This is a genomic window from Chryseobacterium mulctrae (genome assembly GCF_006175945.1).
In the GTDB taxonomy this organism is placed as follows: Bacteria; Bacteroidota; Bacteroidia; order Flavobacteriales; family Weeksellaceae; genus Chryseobacterium; species Chryseobacterium mulctrae.
In genome coordinates this window covers 4,165,880-4,191,866 of sequence record NZ_VAJL01000001.1, presented here as the reverse complement: position 1 = coordinate 4,191,866, position 25,987 = coordinate 4,165,880, and the positions used below count along the sequence as shown (strand labels likewise).

The window sequence follows — 25,987 nt, the reverse complement described above, 5'->3', positions numbered from 1 at the left end:
AAATATTTTTAAAAGAAAAGTCTTTTTTAAAATATTATTTTCCTTTTCCAATCTCTTCCACCGGTGAAGCTTTATCACAAGTCAAAATAGTCTCATATTTTACAAAACCATCGGTAATAACTTCCTCGCTATCTAACTTCAATATAAGTTCCCAGGTCTCGAAGATTCTCATTCCTTTTTGAAAAGGATTAAATGAGCAAGCGACATGAAATTTTTTATTTCTGTTATCGCCTTCAAATTTTATAACAATTAAAAAGGATTCAGGCAGAACTGCCTCTGCAATAATAGCTCTTAGTTTCATTCTTCAAAATTAAAAAACTTTGGAAAATTCTTGAAAATTTTTTGGAAAGTTTGTCCTTTTTACCTGTCAGAAGATATCCAATATTGCCATCAAATTAAAAGAATGGCAGAATATATCGAGATCGCAAAATCGTGGGATGGCCTTAACGAATGGCAGCTTCAGGAGATCGCACATCTTTATTTAAACACTCCGGTTGAGGACTTCTCAGAAGCTTACATTCAAATGATTATCATCATTTACCAAAAATCAACTTCAAATTCTGATCTGTATAATTGGGATAAGCTCCGGAGAAACGTTCCATTATCAGAACTCAGTAAATACACAACTTTCATCAAAGAGAAAGCAGATTTTTATTCATTCCCGGATATCCCCGGCTTAATTAAACCAGCTGACGCAATTGGTGACATTACAGTCCGTCAATTTAATGCAATCGACACGTACTTCTACTTTTGGAATAAAGATCGGACAACTCTTAATTTAAAGAGACTTGTAGCATCGTTGTACAGAATCAAAGAAGAATACGATGATTTAGATATCGCTGCTGTAGATGCCATCACAAGAAAAATTCCGGTGAAGCAAATGGAGGTTATAGCCCTCGCCTATCTCTTCACCAGGAATGAAATTTCAAAAACCTTTAAAGTCGTTTTTCCTGAAGCAAAAAAGGATTCTGAAGAAAAAAAACTGCAACCCGTATTCACCAAAAAAGATGATCAGTTTATTCCATTCGATAAAATTATTATAGGGATGTCAATGGACGAGCTTCAGCCTTTAGGAAAAAAACAAGATGTCAATAAAGTCCGTGTGTACGAGTTCTTAAGCGTACTGTCAGAAAGTATTTTATATCACCGCGCAAAAGCAAAAGCCCAATCAAATGAAAGAAAATAGTTATTTGGAAGTGAAAAATTACTTCGAAAATTTAGTAATGCAGTCAACGTTTCTTAATGATTTCGTTGGTTTTTTTGAGAGAGAATGGAGTTCTAAAACATCATCTGTAAAGGGCTTAAAATCGCCGGTTCTAGCGCTCTTCAGATATACATTAGGCTTCGACGGACAAAACGATAACTCAGTCGCTGTGAGAAAAATTGGTTTTGCGATTATGTTTAACAAAATTAAACCCGGCGATCTTGATGCTCAGTACCAGGCAATTCATGATGCTGAGCAATTGGCCATAAAAATACTCGCAAGGATGAGATACGAATCTTTCAATTCTGATCATTTTTTGTACAACGCCTTCCTGAAAGATTCTGTCGAGATCAAACCGGTCGAATTATCTGCAGGTGATTTTGGTGTTGATGTTTTATTTAATCTTAAAAATAAGCAGCCGTTAAAGGTTGATTTTGCAGACTGGAAAGATTTAGAAGATATTTGTCAGTGATCAGACAATATTTATATTTGGAAAAAAATATGAAAAAGCAAAAAAACACTATCAAGGTTGATCCATATACAGTGATGTCTGTAGAATTTGATGGTTTTCCGAAAGTTCAGGAAATTAAACCGCTGATAAGAATGATTCTTTCTAAATATAAACTTTCGGAAAGTGAAAAGAACTTAAATGGTCTTACTTCGTGCTTGATTACGTTAAAGAAAAAAATTAAAGAGGAATATCCTGAACCGGTCACAGAAATGCAAATTTTAAGACATGTAATTGACAATGCAGATACGAACATTGGCGTAACAAAACAAGCTGCTATTTCAGCTATCTATTTGGCAAAATATTCAAAATGATGTAATTTTAGAAAAAATTATAATTTATGAATACTACAGTTAGAACACATGCAAAAAACATTTCCGATCTCGCAAAAAGTAATAAAGGTTTCCTGGTGGATGGGCTTCCATTCGAAGGAATGGGAATACAAGCAAGACATAACTTTAAACTAACTAATGATAAAAATGAAATAGCTACTTATCTGTGTGCGGTTCGAAACATTGAGATGGCTTTGGATATTTTGGAGGTAGCTCACGAGTTGATGGAAAGTACATTTGAAAGAGATTTTTTTAAGAAGCATTTTGAATCCCAAGACATTGATCTTGATCTTGCGATATGTCTATGTTATTACAAGTCTCCGGTTATAGGTTAAGAACACTAAACATAAAAACAATCTGCAATAAATTTTGCAGATTGTTTTTTTTATATATCTTTGCTACAGCGAAACCCAGTTGACCTGAAGAAGTCCTAAAAATCTTCAACTAACTTTTTACGATAAAAATAAGACTTAGGTCTTGATGAGTATTGGATATCTTCTTCGGATGATTGGGTTTCGCGACTGCCAAGAAAATCAAGACTTTCTTTTCTTTCTTGGTTTATTTGAAAACAATTTTTAAATAAATATAAAATGCGAAACCCATCCAAAACAACTAAAAACAGAAGCTTAAGTAAGTTTTTAGGAAGAAGAAGACAAACCAGATTATTATCTGAAAGACCAATTCTATCAAAGAATTTTGATTTTCTTAAACAGAATAATGGCACCATTTCCTCCAGCTACATGGAAGCCGGCATTGTAAAATGTCTCTTCAGTTCTTATACCACCAAAAGAACTGCATTTGCTTTCGGTCCTACTTTCGACCTCGCCTATGTGAACATGATCAAAAATTTTAACGAAAAATACGAAGGTCATGGCAAAGCAATTTAATGAGGCATTCTCTGACTGGCTAGAAGATTTCTACGATGTCATGAATTCAAGTGCAGAATTAAGAGCTGATTTAAATGAAGTAATTGTTAATTTAGGAATTGACAACGATGTTGTTGAAAATCACGAGAAATTAATAAAAAATCAACTTTCAAATCTTAATTCTTTGTACCATGTTATTAACAGAAATCCGGCTAAATTTAAGTCGTTAATGCTAATTTTAAAACCTGAAGCTCATGGATGATTACAAAGAAGAAATGAAGGATATTATCCTTCAGTATTATTCACCCACTCCAGATGGAGGTGATAATATTCAAATGCAAACCGGTGCTGTCTTAAATTGGTTTCGAGGTGTGATACCCAATGAACCTATTACACAGCATGATGTTTTTGATATTTTGAAAGAATTAGGATTTAAACATTCTCAGAAAATTCTAACTGAAAAAGTTATAATTAAAAAGAAAACACAGTGGACTGAAGAAATTTCTGAAGAGCAAGAAGTCGGTAGAATTTTAGTTTGGAATCTTTACGAAAGAACTTAATTTACACTTTTATTCTGCATCAAAAAACTCTTGTTACAGTTTTTAAATTAGTCTTAAAAATTTAGTTTTCAATTAGTTTACAGAATTACACAAACATTCCCTACTCCGGAGTCCTTTACAAGGATATCCGGAGTTTTTATTTTAGCTCAAAATAAAATCAATGTACAATAACGAACGTGAAGTTGCAGACAAAGCTGAACAAATGTTGGAAGCTTCACTGCGAAGTAAAACCAGTTCCTTTGCTGATCATGTAAACCGAAAGGAAGGCGATAAATCTTTGAAAGATGCAACATCGGTCGCAAAACTTAAAAAGTATGGAACTGCCAGAGCCGGGAATCAAAAGTTTTTCATGCGAAGTCTTGCGATTAAGATGGCCAAACATGGCTTTATCCAAAATTTTGGAGTTGACGGTGTCAGAGATGCCGGATCCAGAACTCGGCACCGTCCCCAGGAGACAACTTATAATTTTAAAGCTCATGTGATGAAAATGGCAGCTCAACCATTTATTGATGATGCCGTGGAAGCTTCAGGCGTGAAAGAATTTGTCATGAATGAAATTGTAAGGCTCAGATCAGAAGCAATTATGGTTGATATCCGGAGAATCATTTCTAATATTTAATGTACATACTTAGAAGACTGTGTACATAAAAACGCTTTTGATGTACACAGTTTTTTTGTCCTTTCTAAAAATCTCTTCAGATAACATCTTGCAGGAAATTCTTACAGCAAGATGGCAGGAAATACAATCTCCACAACCGGAGTTCTATATATCAACGGAAATCAAGTACAAAATACATTTCAGAATGTCCAACGAATCACTCGAAGTTTAGAGCGTGATCTTCGTCGTCTTCCAGTTGGTACCAGAGAATTTACAGCAACTGCAGAACAACTGAGTAGAGCTCGAGCTCGCTTTGCAGAAGTGCGAAATGAAATCAATACACTTGATGGCGCTCTTAATAGATCGCGTGGTTTTTTAGGTCTGTTCCGTAACGGCTTAATAAGTTTCGGCGATACCTTCAGACAAGTTTTTACGGCAAATACAGCTTCGATGTTTTTTGAAAATTTGATTTCAAAAGGCAAAGCGACTGTTGATCAGCTTCTGAAAATTGCTGACGCGATGACTGACGTTGAGAAAACAACCGGGATGTCTTCAGATCAAGTTAAAAATCTCTGGACTCAATTCGATGAGATGGATACCAGAACTGGTAAGCTTGAACGTTTGAAAATTGCTGAAGTTGGAGGTCGTTTGGGAGTTCCTCTGGAGGAAATGAAAGATTTTGTCCAGGAAGTTGATAAAGCTTATGTGGCTTTAGGAGATTCTTTTGATGGCGGTCTTGAGGGCGTAGTTGATCAACTAGGAAAAATCAAAGGCTTATTCAACGGCACAAAAGAACTGACTTATGCAGACGCAATTAATAAAGTTGGTTCTGCAATGAATACTTTGGCAGCTCAAGGAACTGCGAGCGAAGGAAATATTGCAAATTTCACACTCCGGGTCGGGAACTTACCCGAATCATTGCGTCCTGCAATTGATAAGGTATTGGGTCTTGGAGCTGCTTTTGAAGAATCCGGAATCGATGCTCAGATTGCATCTTCAGGTATCTCAAATTTTCTATCTACAGCCGGAGGAAATATTGAAGGTTTTGCTATTTCTATGCAGATGTCAGTTGCTGAAGCTGAAAAATTATTAAATACAAAGCCGGAAGAATTCTTCTTAAGATTCGCCTCCGGAATGAAGGGTGTATCAGGAACTGAGACCTCTAAAATCTTTGAAAGTCTAAAATTGAACTCACTGGAAGTTCAGAAAGTGATCGGTGCTGCTGCGAATAGAACTGACGACTTTAGAAGATCGATGCAAACTGCCGGTGAAGAGATGGATAAAATGACGTCTTTAACCGATGAATTCAACAAAAAAAACAATAACGCTCCAGCCATTCTTGAAAAAATAAAGAATGCTTTCGGAGACATGTTTACGTCTACGAACATCATTAATAGGTTCGAAAGTCTTATCCAGGCTGTTGGTTGGTTAACTGGTGTTACTGATGAATCCGGTGACGGAATTATTATTTTCAAAGAGAGGTTATCTGCTCTTTACAAACTTTTTATAGTAGCTGTTTCTGCTGTAATTGGATACAATGCTGCACTTTTAATTTTGGTTCTAACAACTAAAAATGCAACTCGTGAAACTCTAGTATATAATCTGGTCCAAAAAGCAAAAGTATTCTGGGATACTACCGCTCGAGCTGCCACATTATTATATGCAGCCGCAAAAGCCCTATTAACCGGAAATACCGTTCGTGCTACAGTTGCGATGCGAGCGTTTAATATTGCGACAAAAGCTAACCTTATAGGAGTTTTAATCGCAGTCATCACAGCTGTTGTAACTGCTATGGTTATGTTTTCAGATTCAATTGATGAAGCTGCTGAAAAACAAAAAAAGCTCAACGCAATAAATAAAGAATCTGAAAAGGGAATTGTCTCGCAAAAAAATGAATTAAATCAACTTTTAAAAGTTGCTCAGGATGATAATGTTTCAAAAGAGAAACGAAGTGCTGCAATCAAAAAACTTAACGAATTAAGTCCTCAGTACCTGGGCAATCTAACTCTTGAAAACATAAAGACTCAGGAAGCAACCAACGCTGTTAAAGCCTATTCAGATGCGCTCCTACGTAACTCAAGAATCAAAGTTTTGAACAAAAAACTTGATGAAGTTTCGGAGAAAAAAATCGATTTGGAAGATCAGGATATTAAAGATTTTGCGAAGGATGGCGGCGATTGGATCGATAGGAATATGTCGTTTCTTTCTCCTTCTGAGTTGAAAAATCTTGATAAAAATCAAATAAAGCAATTTAATACCTGGAGAAAAAAATATGGAGATGATTATGCCAAAAGTATGATGGATACTTACGGATATATTTATGAAAAAAGAAATAAAGCGATTCAAAGCCTGAACGATGAAGCTGGTGAACTTAGTGATGAAATAACAAAATTATCAACTTATGATACCCCCACTGATAATGTTGTTGTTCCAAAAAATATAGTTGTTCCGGATGCGAAGAAAGACAAGACTGCAGGAGTTGAGAAAAAGAAGAATGATGATCTGGAAAAAGCCCGTGAAGCTTACAACAAATCTCTGGAAGCAAAAGCTGATTCAGACAAAAAATTTCTAGAGCTGGAGCGATCCAAGAAAGACGAAGAATTTAAAATACTTCAGGAAAGCAAACAGAAGGAATGGGATCTCGAAATCCAGGATTACGAAAATAGAAAATCTGAAATCGGCCAGCAAAATACTGAAATTAAAAATCAGATCAAGAAAACTGATGATGAAATTTTAAAGCTGCAGCGGGATCGTAAAGAAACTAAATCTCCGGAGGCTCAGAAAAATTTTGATAATGCAATTGCTCAGCTTCAGGAAACCAATAAAAAGAGACAAGAACTTATCGGTCTGAATAATCAGATTGAAGATCAAATGTTCCAAACCCACGGTTTCAATCTTTTACGAATTGAGGAAAAGTGGCAAATGTCATCTTATGATCTGGCTGCTGAGAACTTTCAAAGAAAAGCTGATCTAGAGAGAAATTCTCAGGAAGATATGATCAACAACATAACTTCCATGGATCAGGCTCGTGAGGCTCTTACAGAGATGCAATATCTGAAGCTCACGGATTTAGAGCTGAGAAACATCCGGACTTTGGAAGATGCAAAAAAAGCACTCAGAGAAAATGCAGATCGTGCTTATTTAGATTCTCAGTTAAAGTTTCTTGAGGAACAAAAAAAACTGCTTAATCAACTAATTAATGATCCTTCTCTTTCTTCAGAAGCTACTGCAAAATTAAAAAAAGATCTTGATGAATTAAATATCAGAATCACCGGTGTAAAATCTGCCATGAAAGGTGGAAATGAAGCCGATTCGAAAAAAGTAGTTGAGGAAAACGATGCTGAAAAAGAAAAGATTGATATCCTCGGATTTTCGGCGAAAGAATGGGAAGATACCTGGAAAAATCTTGACACGACAAAAGGAAAAATCACAGCCGTTAGGATGGTTGTACAAGCTCTTTCAAGTGCTTTTCAAAGTTTTGCTCAGCTTCAGCAAAATTTGGCCAATCGTGAAATGTCAAAATTTGAAAAAGACAATTCTAACAAGAAAAAAGAACTGTTAAGACAATTAAATGAAGGACTAATTAGCCAGGAAGAGTACAACAAAAAAGTACAACTCATCGAGGCAGAAACCGCAAATAAAAAGGCTGAAATATCTTACAAGCAGGCAAAGGTAGAACGAGCACTTAAAGTGGCCGAAATCGTTGCAAGTACATCTTTGGCAATTATGCAGGCTTACAGTCAACTCGGACCGATTGGAGGAACAATAGCAGCTGTAGTAATTGGAACTTTAGGTGCTATTCAGTTAGGAACTGTAATGAGTACTCCTCTTCCTGATAAACCAAGTTTTTTTAAAGGTGGTCACACAGGAACTGGCTTTGGTTCTCCAGATGAAACCGGAGCTGTTCCTGCAGGTGTAGTTCACGCAAATGAATGGGTTGCTCCTGAATGGATGGTAGAACATCCCCGATATGCAAAAGTAATTGACTACCTGGAAAGCGTCAGACAAGGTAATAATAAAGGTTATGCTGAAGGAGGACTTGTTGAAAACACTACAAATGATATCGCTCCAAATACCCCTAATACACAAAGCACCGAGTACATGATCCAAAACAATTATGTTCTTCAGGAACTTTTGGTTTTGCTTAGAAAATTAGATGATGAAGGAATCATTGCCTACATGATTGCAAATGAGAAAAATGGAAAATTAATAAAAACAGCTGTCAAAAAAAGCGACAAAATAGAGAGTAGAAATGCAAGAAAATAATTTTCAAAATCTCGAGATTTTCGAAGCGCCGGTATTGAATGAGTATTGTGATATCCTGGTTAAAAATGTTAGAGAGATCACCGGTGAAAATCTGTATTTGGTTGGATCCGTTTCAAAAATTCTAAACGGTGATTTTACTGAAGAATACAGAATAAAAGATATTGATTTCATAGTCTCAATGATCGGTTTTCAGAAGTTAATCAGAAACAAAAATATTTTATTTCCGATGGCTAAAATGATAGAAGAGCGTCCTGAAAGACTGATAATTTATTTACAAAATTTTGCAATTGAAATTTGGAATTATCTCGAGAGAAATACTGACAAAACTAAAAAATTATATAAAGACAAAATCCCATACTTATGCCAATTAGAACCAAATTTGTAACTCAGTATTATACTGTTTGCCCTCCAGGTCATGGAGGAGGCTCTATGTGTACGATTGTTTCAGCACAAACAGAAGTCCCAATCAGAGACTGGAAAATAACTCCTTCTCAATTAAATAAAGTGTGGCAAATGGGTACATCTACGCCGGGACAATTATTCCAGGATATCACATTTCCAGAGCTTGAATTTGTTTACAGTAACTATACCAATTTTCGCTTTAAGCTGAAGAAAAATATAAATTCTGTTGACTTTGCGAATCTAACATCTGTTAAATTAGTCGGGGATACATTCAATCAAACAAACTTGATCACTGAAAGAGTATTCTGTGATTTTCAGAATTTGGATAATTTATCTGTAGGAACGCACATCATTCCTGTAGTAATTGAAGCTTATGGTCTGCAAAATAACCAGGAAAATTTTTTAGAATCGTTTTACACTGAAATTTCAATAACGGTTCAAGCCGGTACCGGAATTCCTACTGACAAAAGTGTTTATAATTTGAGCTTTAATAAAGCAGATAATTCTTTGTCCGGCGATTCTAAAATTATTGCTTTTGTGTCCGATCCAATAACTGTTACAGCTTCTGAGCCTTTTATTAGTTTACTGCAGGAATCAGTGAATTCGCAGCGACATCTTACTTTTCAAAATAATTCAGTTCTTCAGGCTAAAGCTGTAGGAAATTATTCTGGTACTGTAAATTTACAGATTGGATCATTCACAAAAAACGTAACCGTTAATTTGGCAGTAATTAACGATGCTACACTTTTTTATGTAAATCCTACCAATCTCAATTTCTCATTACAGCGGAATTTATCTGAAGTAAAATCTTTTGATGTTGCAATTTCTAATCCGAATAATTTAAATATTTCAGTCGACACAATCCCATCCTTCATAGAATCAGCAGTTATAGTAAACGGAATTTTGAAAATAACAACAGTGAATTCATCATCACTGGCAGTTGGTAACTATTCCGGCGAAGTATTGCTAAGGTCTGGCAGCGTGATAAGAAAAGTAATGTTGGCCATCAATGTGATTGAGTCGATTAAACATGATTTCAGTGGCTCAACCTACTATTTTGCGAAAGATAAAAACAAAGTTCTAATCACTAAAACAGCTTCAAGTTCAACTTACGTAAGAATGACGTTAGATATGTATTTAAAAGGTTTTGGTGAAACTTATCAAGAAAATCAAGAATATGCCATTCCTTTTTTCAAGGGAATAGCTGAGTTCTATCCAGGTAATGAGATTAACGATTTTTTTATTAAAGCTAAAAATGTAGTTAATTCTTTAGACCCGGTTTATCAATATGATTTAGCCCTGGTTAATATGACCTTTGAAGAACTTAATGATCAGGATCAGGTTCTATCTACATTCACAGTCAATAATGTTTATTTCGCTCCTGGAAAAAAGCCTAAATATTTTCCTCTTTTTACAGATCACAATATTAGATCGACGTATTCAGACAGTATTTTGAAACTGAGTATAGATCGACTTACTGAGAAGGATGATATTAATAAGTTATTTCAACAATACAAAAACCTTAAGCCGGCTCATGTTCCGAAGTTTACAGTTGATCAATTCACTTTTCTCCGAAGTGAATTTAAAGATGCACTCAAAACCAATTTAATTGAGGCTAATGAAATGCTATTTATCCCGCTGCCAAATCCAGAGAATACGATCCATATTGAGTGGGAAAATCAAAATTTAGTTTTTGATTGGTTTAGCGGATCCGGATATGTTAATCCAACTGCAGAACTTGAACACCTACTTGGTGAATCTAAAGATTTTCCTGAAGAAAAGTTTGATACTGATAAATCAAGACCATTAACCATCAATACAGGGTGGATTCTAAAAGAAGAAATCAGTCTAATTGATGATATCCTTTCAAGTAGGCTTTGTTTTATATATTCTGAAGGAAAGCGCTTTAAAGCCTATCCTATTGGTAAAAAAAATGAACTAAAGGGCGAAGATAATACTTTGTGTATGGAATTAGAATTTAAAATTTTAGACGATGAAAGATAAGGTAGTAACCGAAAAATTTGAAATTCCTTTATCAGGATTGGAAACAAATTTCACAGAAGAAAATCCAAGATTTAAAGATAGTATTTGGACAAAATACACATTGCCTTTTAAGTTTTTTTATGATCGGAATTTTTTAAGTACAGCTGGGCACTATTCTTCAATCATCAGTGCAGAACTAGAAAAAAAATATAAGTGTTCACATGTTTTTGAAGGAAAGATAATGAAGGGCGAACTTCAATTTACTAAAATCAGAAAAAAATATGCAGTGATTCAGATAGATTCAGGGTTTGAGGAACTTCCAAACTTTGAAAAGAAGATTAAAGAACTTCCTCTGGAGTACAAAATGGTAAATGATATTTATGCTCATGCAAATGAAATTGTGTCGAAAAAATATCCGGAAACTAATTATAATTTTCCAAAATTGTACACTTCAGAATTTGATCTGGAGAGTGAAGCTTGGAAGTATTTTAATTCTTTTATAAATGAAAGAAAATTAAATCCACTTACAAATACTAAAGAATTTCCAAAAAATGAAATTCAGGAAAATTCGAATGGATGGGATGTTGTAAACAAAAATATCTTGCATCCTCTTCCTTATTTACTCCATGTTTTAAAAGTAGGTTTTCAAGATGCAGGATTTATTTTAACCGGAGATATTTTAGAAGATCCTGTACTAAAGCAGAGGCTCTTATTTTCTGCAGAACAATATTACACTACCGGTGAGCAAAACTATCAGAAGAGTTTGGTTTTTGTCAACGAATTTTATGACAATGAAGTGGTTGCAGGCAATATTTTCGGTCGTTGGATTAAAAAATTTAAAATTGATGCTCCCGGAAAGTATAGAATAATTGGTCGTTGCTTCACAAATAATGACGGAAATAGTGTGTTATCAATTAAGAGAGACGGCGTCATTCTAAGCACTATTGGAAGCGGCACTACACAGGCTTTTTTAAATTTTGATCAGGTAATTGAGGTTGGTATTGATGATGCTGAAGATAAGCCGGAGATAACTTTAGAATTTTTCGGGCGTGTATCCTATGATCTTATTGATGTTGAAGGTGTCAACACGGGTGTAGCTGATATTAAAATTAATCCGATGAGACAAAATACAGCTGCTGGAGATGCAATTCCTTTTGTATTTAATTTTAACCGGGTTGATCTTAAAAGAGCCGTTCCGGACATGACTTTTGGAGAACTCGTAAACTTCATTAAGAATGTTAGAAATTATGATTTATCATTTGAAAATAATACTGCAGTAATGAATAGGATCATTATTGACAAAACTAAGGAACCAGAAGATTTTCGAGATACTGAGGTTGAAGATCCTGATCGAAGCCGTAATGATAAAACATATTTTAATATAAAATTTCCAGAAGTCGAAGGAGTAGATTTACCATCTGTATTTTTTGATGAAAATGGTTACGAGCTGAATAAAAAAGAAGTTCCAAAGGACACAACCGAAATTCAAATCAATGGATTCTGCCTTCCATTATTTGATTTCAGATCAGTTAGAACCGCTAGGGCTTTAAGTGAGAGTAATTCTTTTATGCTCGTATATTATGATGGCCTGGATAACAATGGAGATAATCATGCAAAAAACCCCGACGGGCTTCACGGAATTGCTTTTGCAGAAAGCGTAAAAGATTGGTTTTTGAATAGATTAAGAAATTGGACTTTCAAATGGTCGTTTAAAATATTGAAATCAAAACTTAGAAAATACAATATCAGGTCCGAAATTTATGCTTACAATAAAAAGCATTGGATCAAGTCCTGGGTAAAGAATTCTGAATCTGATCAATATTATATGGTAGACATTGAAACGGAGACTTATTAGTCTCCGTTTTTCATTGCATTAATATCATGCTTCGTGCTGCAGTATCTTTTGCAACATGTACATATTTCATCGTTGTCATAATTTTGGTGTGACCTAAAATTGTCTGCAGGTTTTCTATTTGTCCACCTTTAATTAGATAATTCGTAGCGAAAGAATGCCTGCCAACATGAAAATAAAGACGTTTTCTTATTCCACAAGTATTGGATATTTTCTTTAAATGCTTATTCATTGTTACTTCTGTCCATAACGTTATGAAAAGATCCGGATTCGAATTTATGATATCATGAACTTTTGGAATAAGGTAAAGGGTTAAATCTTTTCCACCTTTAAATGAAACAACCCGGAGAAACTCCTCCAGCATCTCTTCTCTTTTTCTTGCTTTTACATCTGAAATTCTTAAACCGGTGTAACAGGCGATCAAAAAATATCCAAGGGAAAGTTTGTAATTATCTGGAATGAAACTAGAAAAATAATATTCATGTAATTTGCTAATTTCTTTTTCATCAAGCCAGATTATTCTTCCTCCGGTATCGCCAACCTGAATATCATCTAAATCAAAACCCAGCTTTATTCCATACTTCTCAGCAAGTGAAAGATACTTTTTTAAAACGGCAATGTTTGAATTAATTGTTGACTGAGCATTTTTGAATTTTGTCTTTAAATGCGATCTGAATTCATCAATAAACTTATAATTTATATCTTGAAATGCTACGAGCGCTCTAAAATCTTTTAATTTTTCAAAAACAGAATCATGTTTTGCTAATGTATTAGGTTTCATTGGTTGAATGTCCCTGATACTTTTATAGAATTGGCCGAAATCAACGGTCGACGGAGCTGTTTTTAATTGATCAAGAAAAGACTGTAGTGTCAATGGAACTTCAGAAAGGCGATGCTTCATTCTTATTGAAGTAATCTTTGCGTCAATCTGCTTTAAAAGTAGATGTTGATCCCGGCTTTCCGGAGTATCAAAAATCCTCATGTTTTTTGAATCCCAATATTTCTCCTCAATTTTTACTGCTGCAGGAATTCTCTTTCTTCTACCTCCTACATTAATATTAATATATACGGGTTTTCTCCCTCGCTTATCAGGCTCATTTTTTAAATAGAATGTGTAATCCATAGGTGCAAATATGTTGTTAACATCTTTGCTCTTAATAAATGGTAATAATTGATTTTGTCCGATCATAATTAGAAATTTATAACCGGCCGTCACGACTTTTTTTTTAACGTGACGAGATTCGTGACAAAAAAAAGAGAATAGACACATTTCTAATCAAAATTGTTTTGAAGCAAATCTTAATAGCGTTAATGTATTTATTCTCTTAAAAAAAAATAGTAGCGGGGACACGACTCGAACGTGCGGCCTTCGGGTTATGAGCCCGACGAGCTACCTACTGCTCCACCCCGCGATGTATCTTTATAGTGCTTATCGTCAGCACTTTATTAGTAGCGGGGACACGACTCGAACGTGCGGCCTTCGGGTTATGAGCCCGACGAGCTACCTACTGCTCCACCCCGCGGTGTATCTTTATAGTGCTTACCGAAAGCACTTTTTTTAGTAGCGGGGACACGACTCGAACGTGCGACCTCCGGGTTATGAGCCCGACGAGCTACCTACTGCTCTACCCCGCGATGTACCATTTTAAGCTCAAAAAAGCTTCGTAGTAGCGGGAACCGGACTCGAACCGATGACCTTCGGGTTATGAGCCCGACGAGCTACCTACTGCTCCATCCCGCGATATTGGATTGCAAATATACGAATATATTTCAAAACTGCAAGCAATCCTTTTAAATAAAGCATTTTTATAAAATTTATTTAAATATTCGTACATTTGTTTATGGCAAAAATTTTGAAAATCTATCCCGACAATCCTCAGGAAAACCTTATCAATGAGGTGATTAAAACCCTGAACAATGGCGGACTGATTATTTATCCGTCTGATACCATTTATGCTTTAGGCTGTAATATTTTTGATATTAAAGCCATGGAAAAACTGGCACAAATAAAAAAACAGAAGCTTGAGAAAGCAAAATTCTCAATTATCTGTAATGATTTAAGCCATTTATCAGACTTTACAAGACCTATCGACACTTCTGTTTTCAGGTTTTTGAAAAGTCATCTTCCTGGTCCGTTCACATTTATTCTGGAAGCAAATAAAAGTTTGCCTTTAGCATATAAGGGTCATAAAACGATTGGTATTCGTGTACCCGATCATTCCATTCCGCAGTTGATTGTTGAAAAATTAGGACATCCGATTGCATCAACTTCTATTAGAGATGATGATGAAATCATTGAATATTCTACAGATCCGGAACTGATTGCAGAAAAATATGACCATCTGGTTGATATTGTAATAGATTCAGGATACGGAGACAACATTGCCTCAACCATTGTAGATCTTACATCGGGCGAGCCGGAAATTATCAGACAAGGAAAGGGAGAAATTTAGAACGATCGATAAAATGAGTCTTAGCGGAAGATATTCTTTAGGCATAATCCTTACTTTCGTATTGCTTGCCGCTTCAATGCTGTTTTCAATCCAGACAATTAATTCATTTTTGAATTATAAAACCTTAACGGCTGATCTCTTTTTTTACGATAGACTTTCTCTGTGGTTGGTTTTAATTTTGATTTTAGTCTATAATTTTTTTATTGAAAACAGATCATTTTTTGTTTGGGAAGAAAAAAAGTATTCCCCTTTATTTTATTTGGGTGCTGTAATCGCTTTATACTTTATTTGTGTATTTGGCGGAGCTTTTCTGAATGCAATTATTATTTTTTTAACCGAAGAAAAAGCAAGCAAAAGACTTCTGGAGTTTAAAATTTTATTTAACAATAATTATTTCCTCATCATTTTCACCTGTCTTACCGCCGGAATTATCGAAGAATTACTGATGCGGGCTTATATTCAGCCAAGAATTGAAAAAATATACAACAGTCCGATGTTGGGTGTGGTTGTTTCAGCAGTTTTATTTGGCATTTTACACAGTACTTACGGAACAATCGGTCAGGTTGTTGTCCCTTTCTTTATTGGGATCGTATTTGCTTTATTTTATAAAAAATATTCAAACATTAAAATTCTAATAATCTGTCATTTCTTGATAGACTTTATCTCGATGATGATCATGAATTTTATTGATTCTAAACATTTATCTTTACTTAACTTATGAAAATCATAACTTCTCCAGCAAAATTAATGAACGTAGAAAACTCAACAGATTTATTGAGAACTTCTACTCCAAGATTCATCGAAGAAGCAGAATTAATTCAATCTCATTTAAAACATAAATCGCCAAAATATCTTTCCGAATTAATGGAAATTTCGGCAAAATTAGCAGACGAAAACTGGGAAAGAAACCAAAAATGGAAATCTAAGCCCACCGCAAAAGAATCTGCTCCTGCAATGTTCGCATTTACAGGTGAAGTGTATCGTGGTTTGGATGCAAAAACATTAGACAAAAATGCAGTTGATTATCTTCAGAAAAACTACAGAATGCTTTCCGGTTTGTACGGTTTGCTGAAACCTTCAGACAAAGTAATGCTGTACCGACTTGAAATGGGCAGAAATTTTGAATTTGAAAATAATAAGAATCTCTACCAATTTTGGACAGAAAAAGTAACAGAACAGCTTAATTCTGAGATGAAGAAAAACGAAATTCTTCTGAATTTGGCAAGCAACGAATATATAAAAGTTGTCGACAGAAAAAAACTCAATCATCAGGTTATTGATTTTGATTTTTATGAAATAAAAGACGGAAAACTAAAAACAATTGTAGTTTATACGAAGCATGCAAGAGGTTTAGTCGTAAGATTCTGCGCAGAAAACAATGCAAAAACATTAAACGATGTGAAAGCATTCAACTATGAAGGCTACAGAATTGATGAGGAAAAATCGACCGATACAAAACTCGTTTTCACAAGATAATGACGCTATCACAACTTAAAAAGCATTTTTCAGATTCTCTTTCGGAAGTTTATACCGATTCTGAAACGGTCTTTATATTTCAAATTTTTGCTGAACATATTTTAGATTTAAATAATTTTCAGCAAAGACAATCTGCAGATTTGGAATTGTCTGATGAAAATACAAACCGATTTCAAGAAATCATTTCAGAGTTAAAAACAGGAAAACCTTATTTACAGGTTTTGGGCGAAACCGAATTTTACAGAATGAAAATTTTTGTGGATGAAAATGTTTTGATTCCACGTCCGGAAACCGAAGAGTTGCTGGAAATTGCTATTAAGAAGATTCGAGATTCGAGATTGGAGATACGAGATACGAGATTCGCTTTCAGAGATTCGGGTTTAGAGATTTCGGATATAAATAACCGTGATTTTTCGGAAGAAAAAAACTCTCAAACTCTCCGACCATCCGACTCTACCCTCAAAATCCTGGACATCGGAACCGGAAGCGGAATTATTCCTTTAGTTTTAAAAAAACATTTCCCGGAAGCGGAAGTTAGTTCGATTGATTTTTCGGAAAAAGCTTTAGAAGTTGCTAAAAAAAATGCAGATTTTCACCAGCTTGATATCAATTTTATTCATGCTGATTATTTGAGTTTAGATTTAAATCAAAATTTCGACGTCATTATTTCAAATCCGCCTTATATTGGGATTGATGAAGAGAACGAAATTGCAGACTCTGTAAAGGGATTTGAGCCTACAATGGCATTGTTTTCTCCAACTTCTGATGCTTTAATTTTTTACCGAAAAATTGCTGAAGATTCTAAAAAACATTTAAATAAAAATGGTTTGCTTTTCTTAGAAATCAATCAGAAATTAGGGATGGAAACTCTAGAATTATACAAAGATTTTTCACAAGCTGAATTGATAAAAGATCTTAGCGAAAACGACCGTTTTATTTTTGGAATTAAATAAGTTGGCAATCGCAAAGGCGCAATTTATAATATAAACTGTTTTAAGGCGCAAGAATTTTATCTACGATAAAATTTCAACTGTTTTATTTCTAAATTCTTTATGAAGTTTTTTAGTCACACTGAGCGAAGTCGAAGTGTTTTGCGCCTTAAAAACTAAAAAAGAAAAAAATTGCGCCTTTGCGTTTTCCAACAAAATAGTATTTTATAATTCATATAAAGTTAATTGTAATACAATTTCGTTTTATTTTTATATTCTTAATTTTATCACACCAAACAAAAATTATTTTTATGAAAAATTCAATGAAAAGCGCTCTGCTTGCTTGCGGAGTTTTATTTACGATTTTCAGTTGCAGCACTGATGCGACAACTCTGACGGATTCTGAAATGAATCTTGCCAATAAAAGTGAGAATAGTAGGAAACAACAGACTTATCAGCTAAAAGTAGGGACTTCCCAAAACGGAGTAAACTACATGAACGGAACTTATGACATGGGTGGAATTTATGCAACCGACGTAAATACAGGTGATGTTTATGACGGATACATCACTTATGTTGGTGGCTTTGCAAAATTACCAGGATATTTTAATGATCTTCCGGAAGGAACTTATGAAATTTCGGCTTATCAAGGTCAAGGAGGCTGGGTTGGTTATGGCTCTACTACAGTAACCTTGACACCATCTTCAATTGGACAAGACGGTTATGTGAATGTTTATATTCCAATTGCCTGGGCTGAATAGTAATTTTCAAAAACAATAAAAAAAGACTGTTTCCATTAAAAACAGTCTTTTTTTTAAGTTAGATTCCTAGAATATTACTTCTTTATAATTTTTGAAACCTGTTTCGTGTTATCTGAAAAAACAACTTCCAAGAAATACATTCCGTGCGGATATTCAGAAATATTGATTTGAGCGGCTGCTTTTACTGTTTTAAGGATCTTACCTGAGATATCAATTAATTTTATTTCCGAAACTTTCTTATCAGATTTTATATTTACAAAATCACTCGTCGGATTAGGATATACTTTTACAGAATTTTTTTCCGGTTTAACTTCACTCGCAGCAAGGTAAGCCAGAGAATATTTGAAAATTTTGCCTCCATTTCCAGAAATATAAAGATAATCACCTGAAGCTTCAAGTGTCATGATATCAAAATTGTAATTGTTATCTAAAAGCAATGTCCAGGTTACTCCCGCATCAATTGTACCGTAAACCATTCTGTCATCAGCAATGAAACCTGTTGTAGAATTAATAAATTTGACTTTATCAAAAGAATAATAAGGCGCTGTAGATTGTATCCATGTTGTTCCACCATCATTAGATTTAAAGAAATCTCCATTATTTCCTTTTAAAAATATTTGATTTTCATTTAAAAAGTCAAAATGAATGTCTGAAGATCCAGTATCAAAGCACTGATTCCAAGTAATTCCTCCATCTGTAGTTTTAAACAACTTATAGAAAATACCCGATTTTACAGCATATCCAACATTGTTATTAAAAAATTTTAAAAATGAAAATTTTTCATCTGATATTTTCTGCCAAGAGTTTGCGCCATCGGTCGTTTTATAAAATCCTGCATATTGACTGCTATATCCGCCACTTGCGAATCCTATATTTTCATTCAAAAAACTGAAGCTATATATTGATTCATAAGGAATAAGAGTACTCGAAGTCCATGTTATTGCACCATCTGTTGTTTTATATACCAAACCTTGATTAGCACCAAAGGAATACCCTACATTTTCATTTAAAAACACAAATCCATTACTATAAGACTGGTGTGCAGGATATTGTACTTTCTGCCAATTATTACCTGCATTCTGCGTTTTAAAAAGTTCTCCTAAATTAGTTTTAAAATAGGCTTTATTCGGGTCAATAAAGTGAATCTCATTGATTACATCGTAAGTCGGGGAATAGTTAGTCCAGTTAGTTCCTCCGTTTTGGGTTTTAATAATTCTGCCATTATTCCCAACACAAATACCCGTTTGATTATTAAAGAAATAAAGTGAATTTAAATTATAATCAGTATCGGTGGAATAAGGTGAGTTTGGACTCATCCATTGCCAAGACGTCCCTCCGTTTGTAGTTTTATAAACTGCACCACCATATCCTACTACAATTCCGTTATTGTCATCAAAAAACTGCATTCCATAAGTTTCCTTATAATAAGTACTATATCCAAAAGCTGTCCATGTTTGTCCTCCGTCTATTGTTTTAAGCATTTCTCCGAATCCTTTATTAGCATATCCAATATTTTGAGAAGGGAAAACTAATGTATATAAGGTATTTGCAGAACTATTATCCGAATAATTCGTCGTCCAGCTATCTCCTCCATTGGTCGTCCTCCTGATTCTTCCGTCAAAACATGTAACAACAGCTGTATTTGCATCGGTAAAAACCGACATAGAAACTGACATTCCGTTCATTATTTTCTGTTCAGGAAATGTCACTCCATTATCTGAAGATTTTAAAATTTGAGTTTGTCCGGAAATATAAACAATATCATTACTAATAAAATTGATGGAATTAAGACTTGTTCCATAATTAGGTATTGAATTCCAAGTCGCTCCATAATCTGCTGTACGAAGGATTGTATTTTCACCCACAATAAATCCAATATTATTTCTGAATTTTATATCACGCGGAAGAAAATTTAATGTCTGTTTAATACTCCAATTCAGACCTTGGTCATTTGTTGTTAACAATTCTTTATTATTGTTAATGATAAATCCAACATTATCAGTAGAAAAAACAATTTTAACAGCTTTTTGATCCGTAGGTTTTGGAGTAACTAAAGTAAAATTGTTTTGAGCTGAAAAATAATGACTAAAAATCAGCAACAAGAGAAAAATATTTTTTTTCATATGTATTTTTATTTAATGTGTTTTTTATTTAATATTTTTTTTAACAAAAACTTGATAACTTAAATAAATGAGCGGAAGTGACATGATCCCGATAAACATCGAATGTTCGATTGCACTCTGAGGTTGAACAATTACAGCATAAACCAACCCAAAAAACGCTCCGCCTAAATGCGCTGCATGTCCTAAATTATCCCACTGTTTAGGATTTAGCATCATATAAACAGAATATCCAAAATATAGAAGTCCAAAAATAAATCCCGGAATCGGAATAGGAATAAAAAAGAAATAGATTCCGATATTGGGCATCATTGCAATCGCTGCAAACAAAACCCCTGAAACTCCGCCACTCGCTCCAATTGCAGAATACCACGGCTGTTTTTGGTAAATAAATAATGAAAAAATATTTCCTAAAAGAATAGATCCAATATAAATAATAAGAAATCCTATATTTCCAAATCCTTCTAAAATTACAGGACCGAAGAAATATAAAGTCATCATATTAAACAATAAATGCATTATATCTGCATGCAGAAATCCGGCAGAAAGTATTCTGACATATTCTTTTCTATGCCGAATTGCTCCAACATTGAATTTATATTTTTCAAATATCTCTTTATTATTAAATGCGATAAAACTGATAATTGCAGTAATAGCAATAACTAATATTATGATATTCATTCTGCAGTATTTTCGTTATCATCACTTCCGAACAAATTTCCTATTGCCCCATCATCGTTTGATGAAGTAAAATCTGGTTCTTCGTATACTTCCGGTTCTTCTTCTTCAGGCTCAGGAATTGTGATGTTGATATTTTTAACCTTAAATTTCGTAAACTGATTTCCGATTGCCTTAATTCCTTTTACAGCTATAAATTCGTCGATATTTACGGTTTCAGGTTCGCGTTCTTTCCCTTTATCTTTTGCGAAAATAATTTCGGCTGTAGAATTGTTAGAAACTATAATTCTTTCAATAAATGATTTTGGATGTTCCGATGGCATAAAGGTTTGCAGATTGGTATTGTTTTCCAACAAGAATCTTTTGATGAAATACATATCCTTTTCTCCGTCGTAATAAATACAGGTGATAGGCTGATTGGGTCTCCATTTTTCTAGAATAATGTATTCGTCGTCAAAACGGTTTCCAAGATCAAAACTCACCAGTTTAGCTTCTCCCTGAGCATTAATGATTAAAATTTTATCATCACCTTTAAAGTTCCCGAGTAGAGTTCCTCTTACATCTGCATTCAGTCTTCTTACTGTTTCATCAAACCATATTTTTCTTGGCGCCAAAGTAGAAACACCTTCTTCTTTCAGGTCAACTTTCTTTACAGAATATTTGGTCACCAAATTTCCTTTAGAATCTCTTCCTTTAATTGCCAATTCAGAAAAATCGATTTCCATTTTATTTTTTCTGATTCTCGGATTTGGTTTTAATAAAACTGTTACAACTTCTGCTTCACCATTCGGATTTGCCGAAAAATAAAGCATTTCTGAGCCTCTTTTATCTGAACCTAAAGCATAATCTGTATTTCTTGTAACCGCAGTTACCGAAAAACGTTTCATATAATAAGGTCCGTCTCTGCCTTCACGGTAGATCATGTTGTAAACCGTGCGTTTATCGTTTTTTTTCCAAATGGCAACGTGCTGAATATCTTTTCCGATGAAAGTTTTGGCTTCCACTTTTACAACTTTCATGCTTCCGTCTTTTCTGAATGTGATGATATCATCAATGTCGGAACAGTCAAACAGATATTGGTCTTTTTTCAAAGAAGTTCCAATGAAACCTTCTTCAAAATTAGCATAGAATTTTTCGTTGGCAACGGCAACTTTTGTCGCGTCAATGGTATCGAAAATTCTTAATTCTGTTTTTCTTTCTCTGTCTTTTCCGTATTTTTTCTGAATATTTTGGTAATACTCAATTGCATACGCAATAAGATTCGCCAAATGGAATCTTACCTGCTCTATTTTACCTTCTAATGCTGCAATATTTTCTTTAAACTTATCTAAATCGAATCTTGAAATTCTTTTAATTCTGATTTCAGTTAATCTTAAAATATCTTCCTCGGTAACTTCTCTTAAAAGATGTGTAGTGTGAGGTTTTAAACCAGCATCAATTGTTTTCAGAACCTCTTCCCAGCTTTTTACCTCTTCAATATCGTGGTAAATTCTGTTTTCGATAAAAATTCTTTCTAATGATGAAAAATGCCAGTTTTCCTGCAATTCATGAAGCTCGATTTCCAGTTCTTTTTTCAATAAAGAAACCGTATGATCGGTATTCATTCTTAAAATTTCCGAAACATTCAGGAACATCGGCTTATCACCTACAATTACACACGCATTCGGCGAGATCGTAACCTGACAATCGGTAAATGCATACAAAGCATCAATCGTTTTATCTGGCGAAACTTCGTTGTGAAGGTAAACTAGAATCTCAACTTTGTCTGAAGTATTATCTTCAATTTTTTTGATTTTAATTTTACCTTTTTCGTTGGCTTTTAAAACAGAATCAATTAAGTCTGTTGTAGTTTTAGAAAAAGGAAGCTCAGAAATCATCAAAGTATGCTTATCGACCTGAGAAATCTTTGCTCTGGCTCTTACTTTTCCACCTCTGTGACCGTCATTATATTCTGAAACATCAAGAAAACCTGCCGTCAGAAAATCCGGGAAAACTTCAAATTTCTTACCTTTCAAGTGAGCAATAGAAGCATTAATCAGTTCATTAAAATTGTGCGGAAGAATTTTTGTAGAAAGCCCAACCCCGATTCCTTCAACTCCCTGTGCAAGAAGCAAAGGAAATTTTACCGGTAAATCTACCGGCTCGTTATTTCTACCGTCATAAGATTTAGACCATTCTGTCGTTTTGGGATTAAAAACTACTTCCAAAGCAAAAGGAGTTAACCTTGCTTCGATATATCTTGCAGCCGCCGCAGAATCTCCGGTATAAATATTTCCCCAGTTTCCCTGAGTGTCGATCAACAATTCTCTTTGCCCGATTCCTACCATTGCATCGGTAATAGAGGCATCACCGTGAGGGTGATATTTCATTGTGTTACCAACAATATTGGCCACTTTATTATAACGTCCGTCTTCTAATTCACGCATAGAATGCATAATTCTACGCTGTACGGGTTTGAAACCATCATAAACAGACGGAATCGCTCTGTCTAAAATTACATAAGATGCATAATCCAGAAACCAGTCTTTGTACAGTCCTGAAACTTTTTTTAAGCTTTCGCCTTCGTGCGAGTTGTCTTCTATCATTACTTATTCTTGATGTCTTTTATCTTTATTGGCATTTACTACTTTATTGAGGGATAATTTTAAATCATTCACTTCTTTCCTCGTCAAATAAGAAGTTTCATATTTTAAGGTTGTTGAACCATTGTTTTTGCTCGAAATAGTTACATAAAGTCTACTAAAAAACAGTAAGGAAACCATCTCAAATTTAATTAGTTTATATTTTGGAAATTCATCACTCAACGGTTTATTTAAAAAAGAAATAATATTTCTATTTCTAAAATGAAGAGCTTCTCCGTCACTATCATATTCAAAGATTTGCCTTCCGTGCAAATAAATGACAATCAATAACATAACAGGAACAACAATTAAAAGACAGCTTTTTTCATCTAAAATATCGAACCTCATTTTATCTAAAATAAAACCTACACACCCGCCTGATAATATTATCAATAATAGTATATTGAAAAAATTATACACAGGTGTTTTTTTCCTGTTACTTAGTCTCATGTGATATGGTGTTTGGTGGGTATTATTTTTTAAAGCTCAACTTCATTTAAAATCTCTTTTTTGTTAATATCTTGATCTTCTACGACTAAATTTTCAAGAATGAAAACCTGTCTATCCGGCGTATTTTTTCCCATATAGAATTCCAGAAGCTGATCGATTGTCTGATCTTTTCCTATCACTACGGGTTCTAAACGAATATCTTTTCCAATAAAATGCTTGAATTCGTCTGGTGAAATCTCTCCCAAACCTTTAAATCGGGTAATTTCAGGGTTTTTACCCAATTCATTCAAAGCTTTTACTCTTTCCTGCTCAGAATAACAATATCTTGTCTCTTTTTTATTTCTAACTCTGAATAACGGAGTCTGAAGAATAAATAAATGTCCGTTTTTAATCACATCCGGGAAAAACTGAAGGAAAAACGTAATCATAAGAAGTCTGATGTGCATTCCGTCGACATCGGCATCGGTTGCAATAATCACCTGATTATATCTTAGATCCTCAAGACTTTCTTCAATATTTAAAGCAGCCTGTAGCAAGTTGAATTCTTCATTTTCGTAAACCACTTTTTTTGTTAAACCATAACAGTTCAAAGGTTTACCTTTTAATGAAAACACAGCCTGAGTCTCAACATCTCTAGATTTTGTGATAGATCCTGATGCAGAATCTCCCTCGGTGATAAAAATCTGTGTCTCCGCTTTTCTTTCGGCTTTTTGATCGTTATAATGTTGTCTGCAGTCACGAAGCTTTTTATTGTGAAGCGATACTTTTTTTGCTCTTTCTCTTGCCAGTTTCTGAATTCCGGAAAGTTCTTTTCTTTCTCTTTCTGAAATTAAGATTTTTCTTTGAATTGCTTCTGCAATTTCAGGATTTTTATGTAAAAAATTATCTAATTTACTTTTTAAGAAATCAATAATAAATGTACGAACAGTTGGGCCGTTTGGTCCCATATCATTCGAGCCCAATTTTGTTTTCGTCTGAGATTCAAAAACAGGCTCTTCAACGTTGATTGAAATGGCTGCAACGATAGATTTTCGCACATCAGATGCATCAAAGCTTTTATTAAAAAATTCTCTGATGGTTTTTACGTATGCTTCACGGAAAGCATTCAAATGCGTTCCACCCTGCGTTGTATTTTGTCCGTTAACGAATGAAAAATACGTTTCCGTCTGAGATTTATCAGTATGGGTAATCGCAACTTCAATATCATTATCTTTCAAATGTACAATCGGGTACAAAGTATCACTTTCCAATTCTTCTTCCAGCAAATCTTTCAGTCCGTTTTCAGAAAAGAATGTTTCACCGTTGAAAAGAATTTTCAATCCAGGATTCAGGTACGCATAATTGCGGAGCATTCTTTCGATATACTCTTTTCTGTATTTAAAATGAAGAAAAATATCTGCATCGGGAATGAACGAAATCTCGGTCCCGTTTCTGTCTGAAGTTTCTTTTTCTTCGTGTTCTTCAGTGATTATACCTCGTGAAAATTCTGCAATTTTCATTCTCCCTTCACGGAAAGAGCGCACACGGAAATAATCTGAAAGAGCGTTTACAGCTTTTGTACCGACACCGTTCAAACCTACAGATTTTTTGAAGGCTTTGCTGTCGTACTTACCTCCGGTATTCATTTTTGAAACGGCATCGACGACTTTTCCCAAAGGAATTCCACGCCCAAAATCACGAATCGTGACTTTTCCGTCATCTACTTTTATTTCGATTCTTTTACCAGATTTCATCCTGAATTCATCAATCGAGTTATCCAGAATTTCTTTCAGTAAAATATAAATACCGTCATCAGCAGACGAACCATCGCCAAGCTTCCCGATGTACATACCGGGACGCAAACGAATATGTTCCTGCCAATCGAGGGTTCTGATATTATCTTCGGAATAGATAGGTTGTATTTCTTGTGACATATATTATTTCAGCAA

Annotated in this window: 24 protein-coding genes and 4 tRNA genes; 17 read left to right on the top strand and 11 right to left on the bottom strand. The window is 34.4% G+C overall.

Features of this window, described 5'->3' with window-relative positions:
* Nucleotides 1-34: 34 nt before the first annotated feature.
* Nucleotides 35-301 (bottom strand): hypothetical protein, encoded by a 267-nt coding sequence (locus FDY99_RS19475; protein WP_139423366.1) that lies wholly within the window; start codon nt 299-301, stop codon nt 35-37.
* Nucleotides 302-403: 102 nt separating this feature from the next.
* Here FDY99_RS19475 and FDY99_RS19470 point away from each other — a divergent pair, with 102 nt between their 5' ends.
* The 12 genes from FDY99_RS19470 (at nt 404) to FDY99_RS19415 (ending at nt 12,574) form a co-directional block, all read left to right on the top strand.
* The gene (locus FDY99_RS19470; RefSeq protein ID WP_139423365.1) at nt 404-1,186 is read left to right on the top strand and encodes a hypothetical protein; all 783 of its coding nucleotides are present in this window, start codon (nt 404-406) and stop codon (nt 1,184-1,186) included.
* Nucleotides 1,173-1,676, top strand: a complete 504-nt coding sequence (locus tag FDY99_RS19465) for a hypothetical protein (protein ID WP_139423364.1) — start codon at nt 1,173-1,175, stop codon at nt 1,674-1,676. Before FDY99_RS19470 ends, FDY99_RS19465 begins: the two co-directional genes overlap by 14 nt.
* 29 nt (nt 1,677-1,705) lie before the next feature.
* The gene (locus FDY99_RS19460; RefSeq protein WP_139423363.1) at nt 1,706-2,026 is read left to right on the top strand and encodes a hypothetical protein; all 321 of its coding nucleotides are present in this window, start codon (nt 1,706-1,708) and stop codon (nt 2,024-2,026) included.
* A 26-nt stretch (nt 2,027-2,052) separates the two neighbouring features.
* Complete coding sequence (locus tag FDY99_RS19455; RefSeq protein ID WP_139423362.1) at nt 2,053-2,379, top strand: hypothetical protein; 327 nt, start codon at nt 2,053-2,055, stop codon at nt 2,377-2,379.
* A 255-nt stretch (nt 2,380-2,634) separates the two neighbouring features.
* Entirely contained in the window at nt 2,635-2,931 is a 297-nt protein-coding gene (locus tag FDY99_RS19450) for a hypothetical protein (RefSeq protein ID WP_139423361.1), read from the top strand.
* On the top strand, nt 2,915-3,172 hold the full coding sequence (locus tag FDY99_RS19445) for a hypothetical protein (RefSeq protein WP_139423360.1): 258 nt from the start codon (nt 2,915-2,917) through the stop codon (nt 3,170-3,172). Before FDY99_RS19450 ends, FDY99_RS19445 begins: the two co-directional genes overlap by 17 nt.
* Nucleotides 3,165-3,470, top strand: coding sequence for a hypothetical protein (locus FDY99_RS19440; RefSeq protein ID WP_139423359.1), 306 nt, complete (start codon nt 3,165-3,167; stop codon nt 3,468-3,470). Before FDY99_RS19445 ends, FDY99_RS19440 begins: the two co-directional genes overlap by 8 nt.
* Before the next feature lie 160 nt (nt 3,471-3,630).
* The gene (locus tag FDY99_RS19435) at nt 3,631-4,089 is read left to right on the top strand and encodes a hypothetical protein (RefSeq protein ID WP_139423358.1); all 459 of its coding nucleotides are present in this window, start codon (nt 3,631-3,633) and stop codon (nt 4,087-4,089) included.
* A gap of 111 nt (nt 4,090-4,200) precedes the next feature.
* Nucleotides 4,201-8,334 carry a phage tail tape measure protein gene (locus tag FDY99_RS19430; protein WP_139423357.1) on the top strand — a complete coding sequence of 1,378 codons (4,134 nt, stop codon included), beginning with the start codon at nt 4,201-4,203 and terminating at the stop codon, nt 8,332-8,334.
* Nucleotides 8,321-8,719, top strand: a complete 399-nt coding sequence (locus FDY99_RS19425) for a hypothetical protein (protein WP_139423356.1) — start codon at nt 8,321-8,323, stop codon at nt 8,717-8,719. Before FDY99_RS19430 ends, FDY99_RS19425 begins: the two co-directional genes overlap by 14 nt.
* Nucleotides 8,695-10,740, top strand: coding sequence for a hypothetical protein (locus FDY99_RS19420; protein ID WP_139423355.1), 2,046 nt, complete (start codon nt 8,695-8,697; stop codon nt 10,738-10,740). The genes FDY99_RS19425 and FDY99_RS19420 overlap by 25 nt, the downstream gene beginning before the upstream one ends.
* Nucleotides 10,730-12,574 carry a hypothetical protein gene (locus FDY99_RS19415; protein ID WP_139423354.1) on the top strand — a complete coding sequence of 615 codons (1,845 nt, stop codon included), beginning with the start codon at nt 10,730-10,732 and terminating at the stop codon, nt 12,572-12,574. The genes FDY99_RS19420 and FDY99_RS19415 overlap by 11 nt, the downstream gene beginning before the upstream one ends.
* Before the next feature lie 10 nt (nt 12,575-12,584).
* Here FDY99_RS19415 and FDY99_RS19410 read toward each other — a convergent pair whose 3' ends face one another.
* From FDY99_RS19410 to FDY99_RS19390, 5 genes are all read right to left on the bottom strand, one after another.
* Nucleotides 12,585-13,760 carry a site-specific integrase gene (locus FDY99_RS19410; RefSeq protein WP_162304191.1) on the bottom strand — a complete coding sequence of 392 codons (1,176 nt, stop codon included), beginning with the start codon at nt 13,758-13,760 and terminating at the stop codon, nt 12,585-12,587.
* A 150-nt stretch (nt 13,761-13,910) separates the two neighbouring features.
* Nucleotides 13,911-13,983, bottom strand: a tRNA-Met gene (locus FDY99_RS19405).
* 38 nt (nt 13,984-14,021) lie between these two features.
* Nucleotides 14,022-14,094: transfer RNA gene (locus tag FDY99_RS19400), tRNA-Met, on the bottom strand.
* A 39-nt stretch (nt 14,095-14,133) separates the two neighbouring features.
* Nucleotides 14,134-14,206: transfer RNA gene (locus tag FDY99_RS19395), tRNA-Met, on the bottom strand.
* Nucleotides 14,207-14,239: 33 nt separating this feature from the next.
* Nucleotides 14,240-14,312, bottom strand: a tRNA-Met gene (locus FDY99_RS19390).
* 100 nt (nt 14,313-14,412) lie between these two features.
* On the opposite strand from FDY99_RS19390, the gene FDY99_RS19385 reads away from it, so the two are divergent.
* The 5 genes from FDY99_RS19385 to FDY99_RS19365 all read left to right on the top strand — a co-directional run bounded on the left by FDY99_RS19385 (nt 14,413) and on the right by FDY99_RS19365 (nt 18,190).
* A complete protein-coding gene (locus tag FDY99_RS19385; RefSeq protein WP_139423352.1) occupies nt 14,413-15,024 on the top strand; it encodes an L-threonylcarbamoyladenylate synthase in 612 nt (203 codons plus the stop codon).
* A gap of 13 nt (nt 15,025-15,037) precedes the next feature.
* Nucleotides 15,038-15,745 carry a CPBP family intramembrane glutamic endopeptidase gene (locus tag FDY99_RS19380; RefSeq protein ID WP_139423351.1) on the top strand — a complete coding sequence of 236 codons (708 nt, stop codon included), beginning with the start codon at nt 15,038-15,040 and terminating at the stop codon, nt 15,743-15,745.
* Nucleotides 15,742-16,500 carry a peroxide stress protein YaaA gene (gene yaaA / locus FDY99_RS19375; protein ID WP_074229226.1) on the top strand — a complete coding sequence of 253 codons (759 nt, stop codon included), beginning with the start codon at nt 15,742-15,744 and terminating at the stop codon, nt 16,498-16,500. Before FDY99_RS19380 ends, yaaA begins: the two co-directional genes overlap by 4 nt.
* Nucleotides 16,500-17,453 carry a N5-glutamine methyltransferase family protein gene (locus FDY99_RS19370; protein ID WP_139423350.1) on the top strand — a complete coding sequence of 318 codons (954 nt, stop codon included), beginning with the start codon at nt 16,500-16,502 and terminating at the stop codon, nt 17,451-17,453. Before yaaA ends, FDY99_RS19370 begins: the two co-directional genes overlap by 1 nt.
* Before the next feature lie 287 nt (nt 17,454-17,740).
* A complete protein-coding gene (locus FDY99_RS19365; protein WP_139423349.1) occupies nt 17,741-18,190 on the top strand; it encodes a hypothetical protein in 450 nt (149 codons plus the stop codon).
* Between the two features lie 74 nt (nt 18,191-18,264).
* Here the strand turns inward: FDY99_RS19365 and FDY99_RS19360 are convergent, their stop codons facing one another.
* The 5 genes from FDY99_RS19360 to FDY99_RS19340 all read right to left on the bottom strand — a co-directional run bounded on the left by FDY99_RS19360 (nt 18,265) and on the right by FDY99_RS19340 (nt 25,972).
* The gene (locus tag FDY99_RS19360; protein WP_139423348.1) at nt 18,265-20,313 is read right to left on the bottom strand and encodes a YCF48-related protein; all 2,049 of its coding nucleotides are present in this window, start codon (nt 20,311-20,313) and stop codon (nt 18,265-18,267) included.
* A 24-nt stretch (nt 20,314-20,337) separates the two neighbouring features.
* Complete coding sequence (locus tag FDY99_RS19355) at nt 20,338-20,991, bottom strand: rhomboid family intramembrane serine protease (RefSeq protein ID WP_102980959.1); 654 nt, start codon at nt 20,989-20,991, stop codon at nt 20,338-20,340.
* A complete protein-coding gene (locus FDY99_RS19350) occupies nt 20,988-23,573 on the bottom strand; it encodes a DNA gyrase/topoisomerase IV subunit A (RefSeq protein ID WP_185148743.1) in 2,586 nt (861 codons plus the stop codon). The genes FDY99_RS19355 and FDY99_RS19350 overlap by 4 nt, the downstream gene beginning before the upstream one ends.
* 3 nt (nt 23,574-23,576) lie before the next feature.
* Nucleotides 23,577-24,002, bottom strand: coding sequence for a hypothetical protein (locus FDY99_RS19345; protein ID WP_228448863.1), 426 nt, complete (start codon nt 24,000-24,002; stop codon nt 23,577-23,579).
* 86 nt (nt 24,003-24,088) lie between these two features.
* Nucleotides 24,089-25,972 (bottom strand): DNA topoisomerase IV subunit B, encoded by a 1,884-nt coding sequence (locus tag FDY99_RS19340; RefSeq protein WP_139423346.1) that lies wholly within the window; start codon nt 25,970-25,972, stop codon nt 24,089-24,091.
* Nucleotides 25,973-25,987 lie beyond the last annotated feature (15 nt).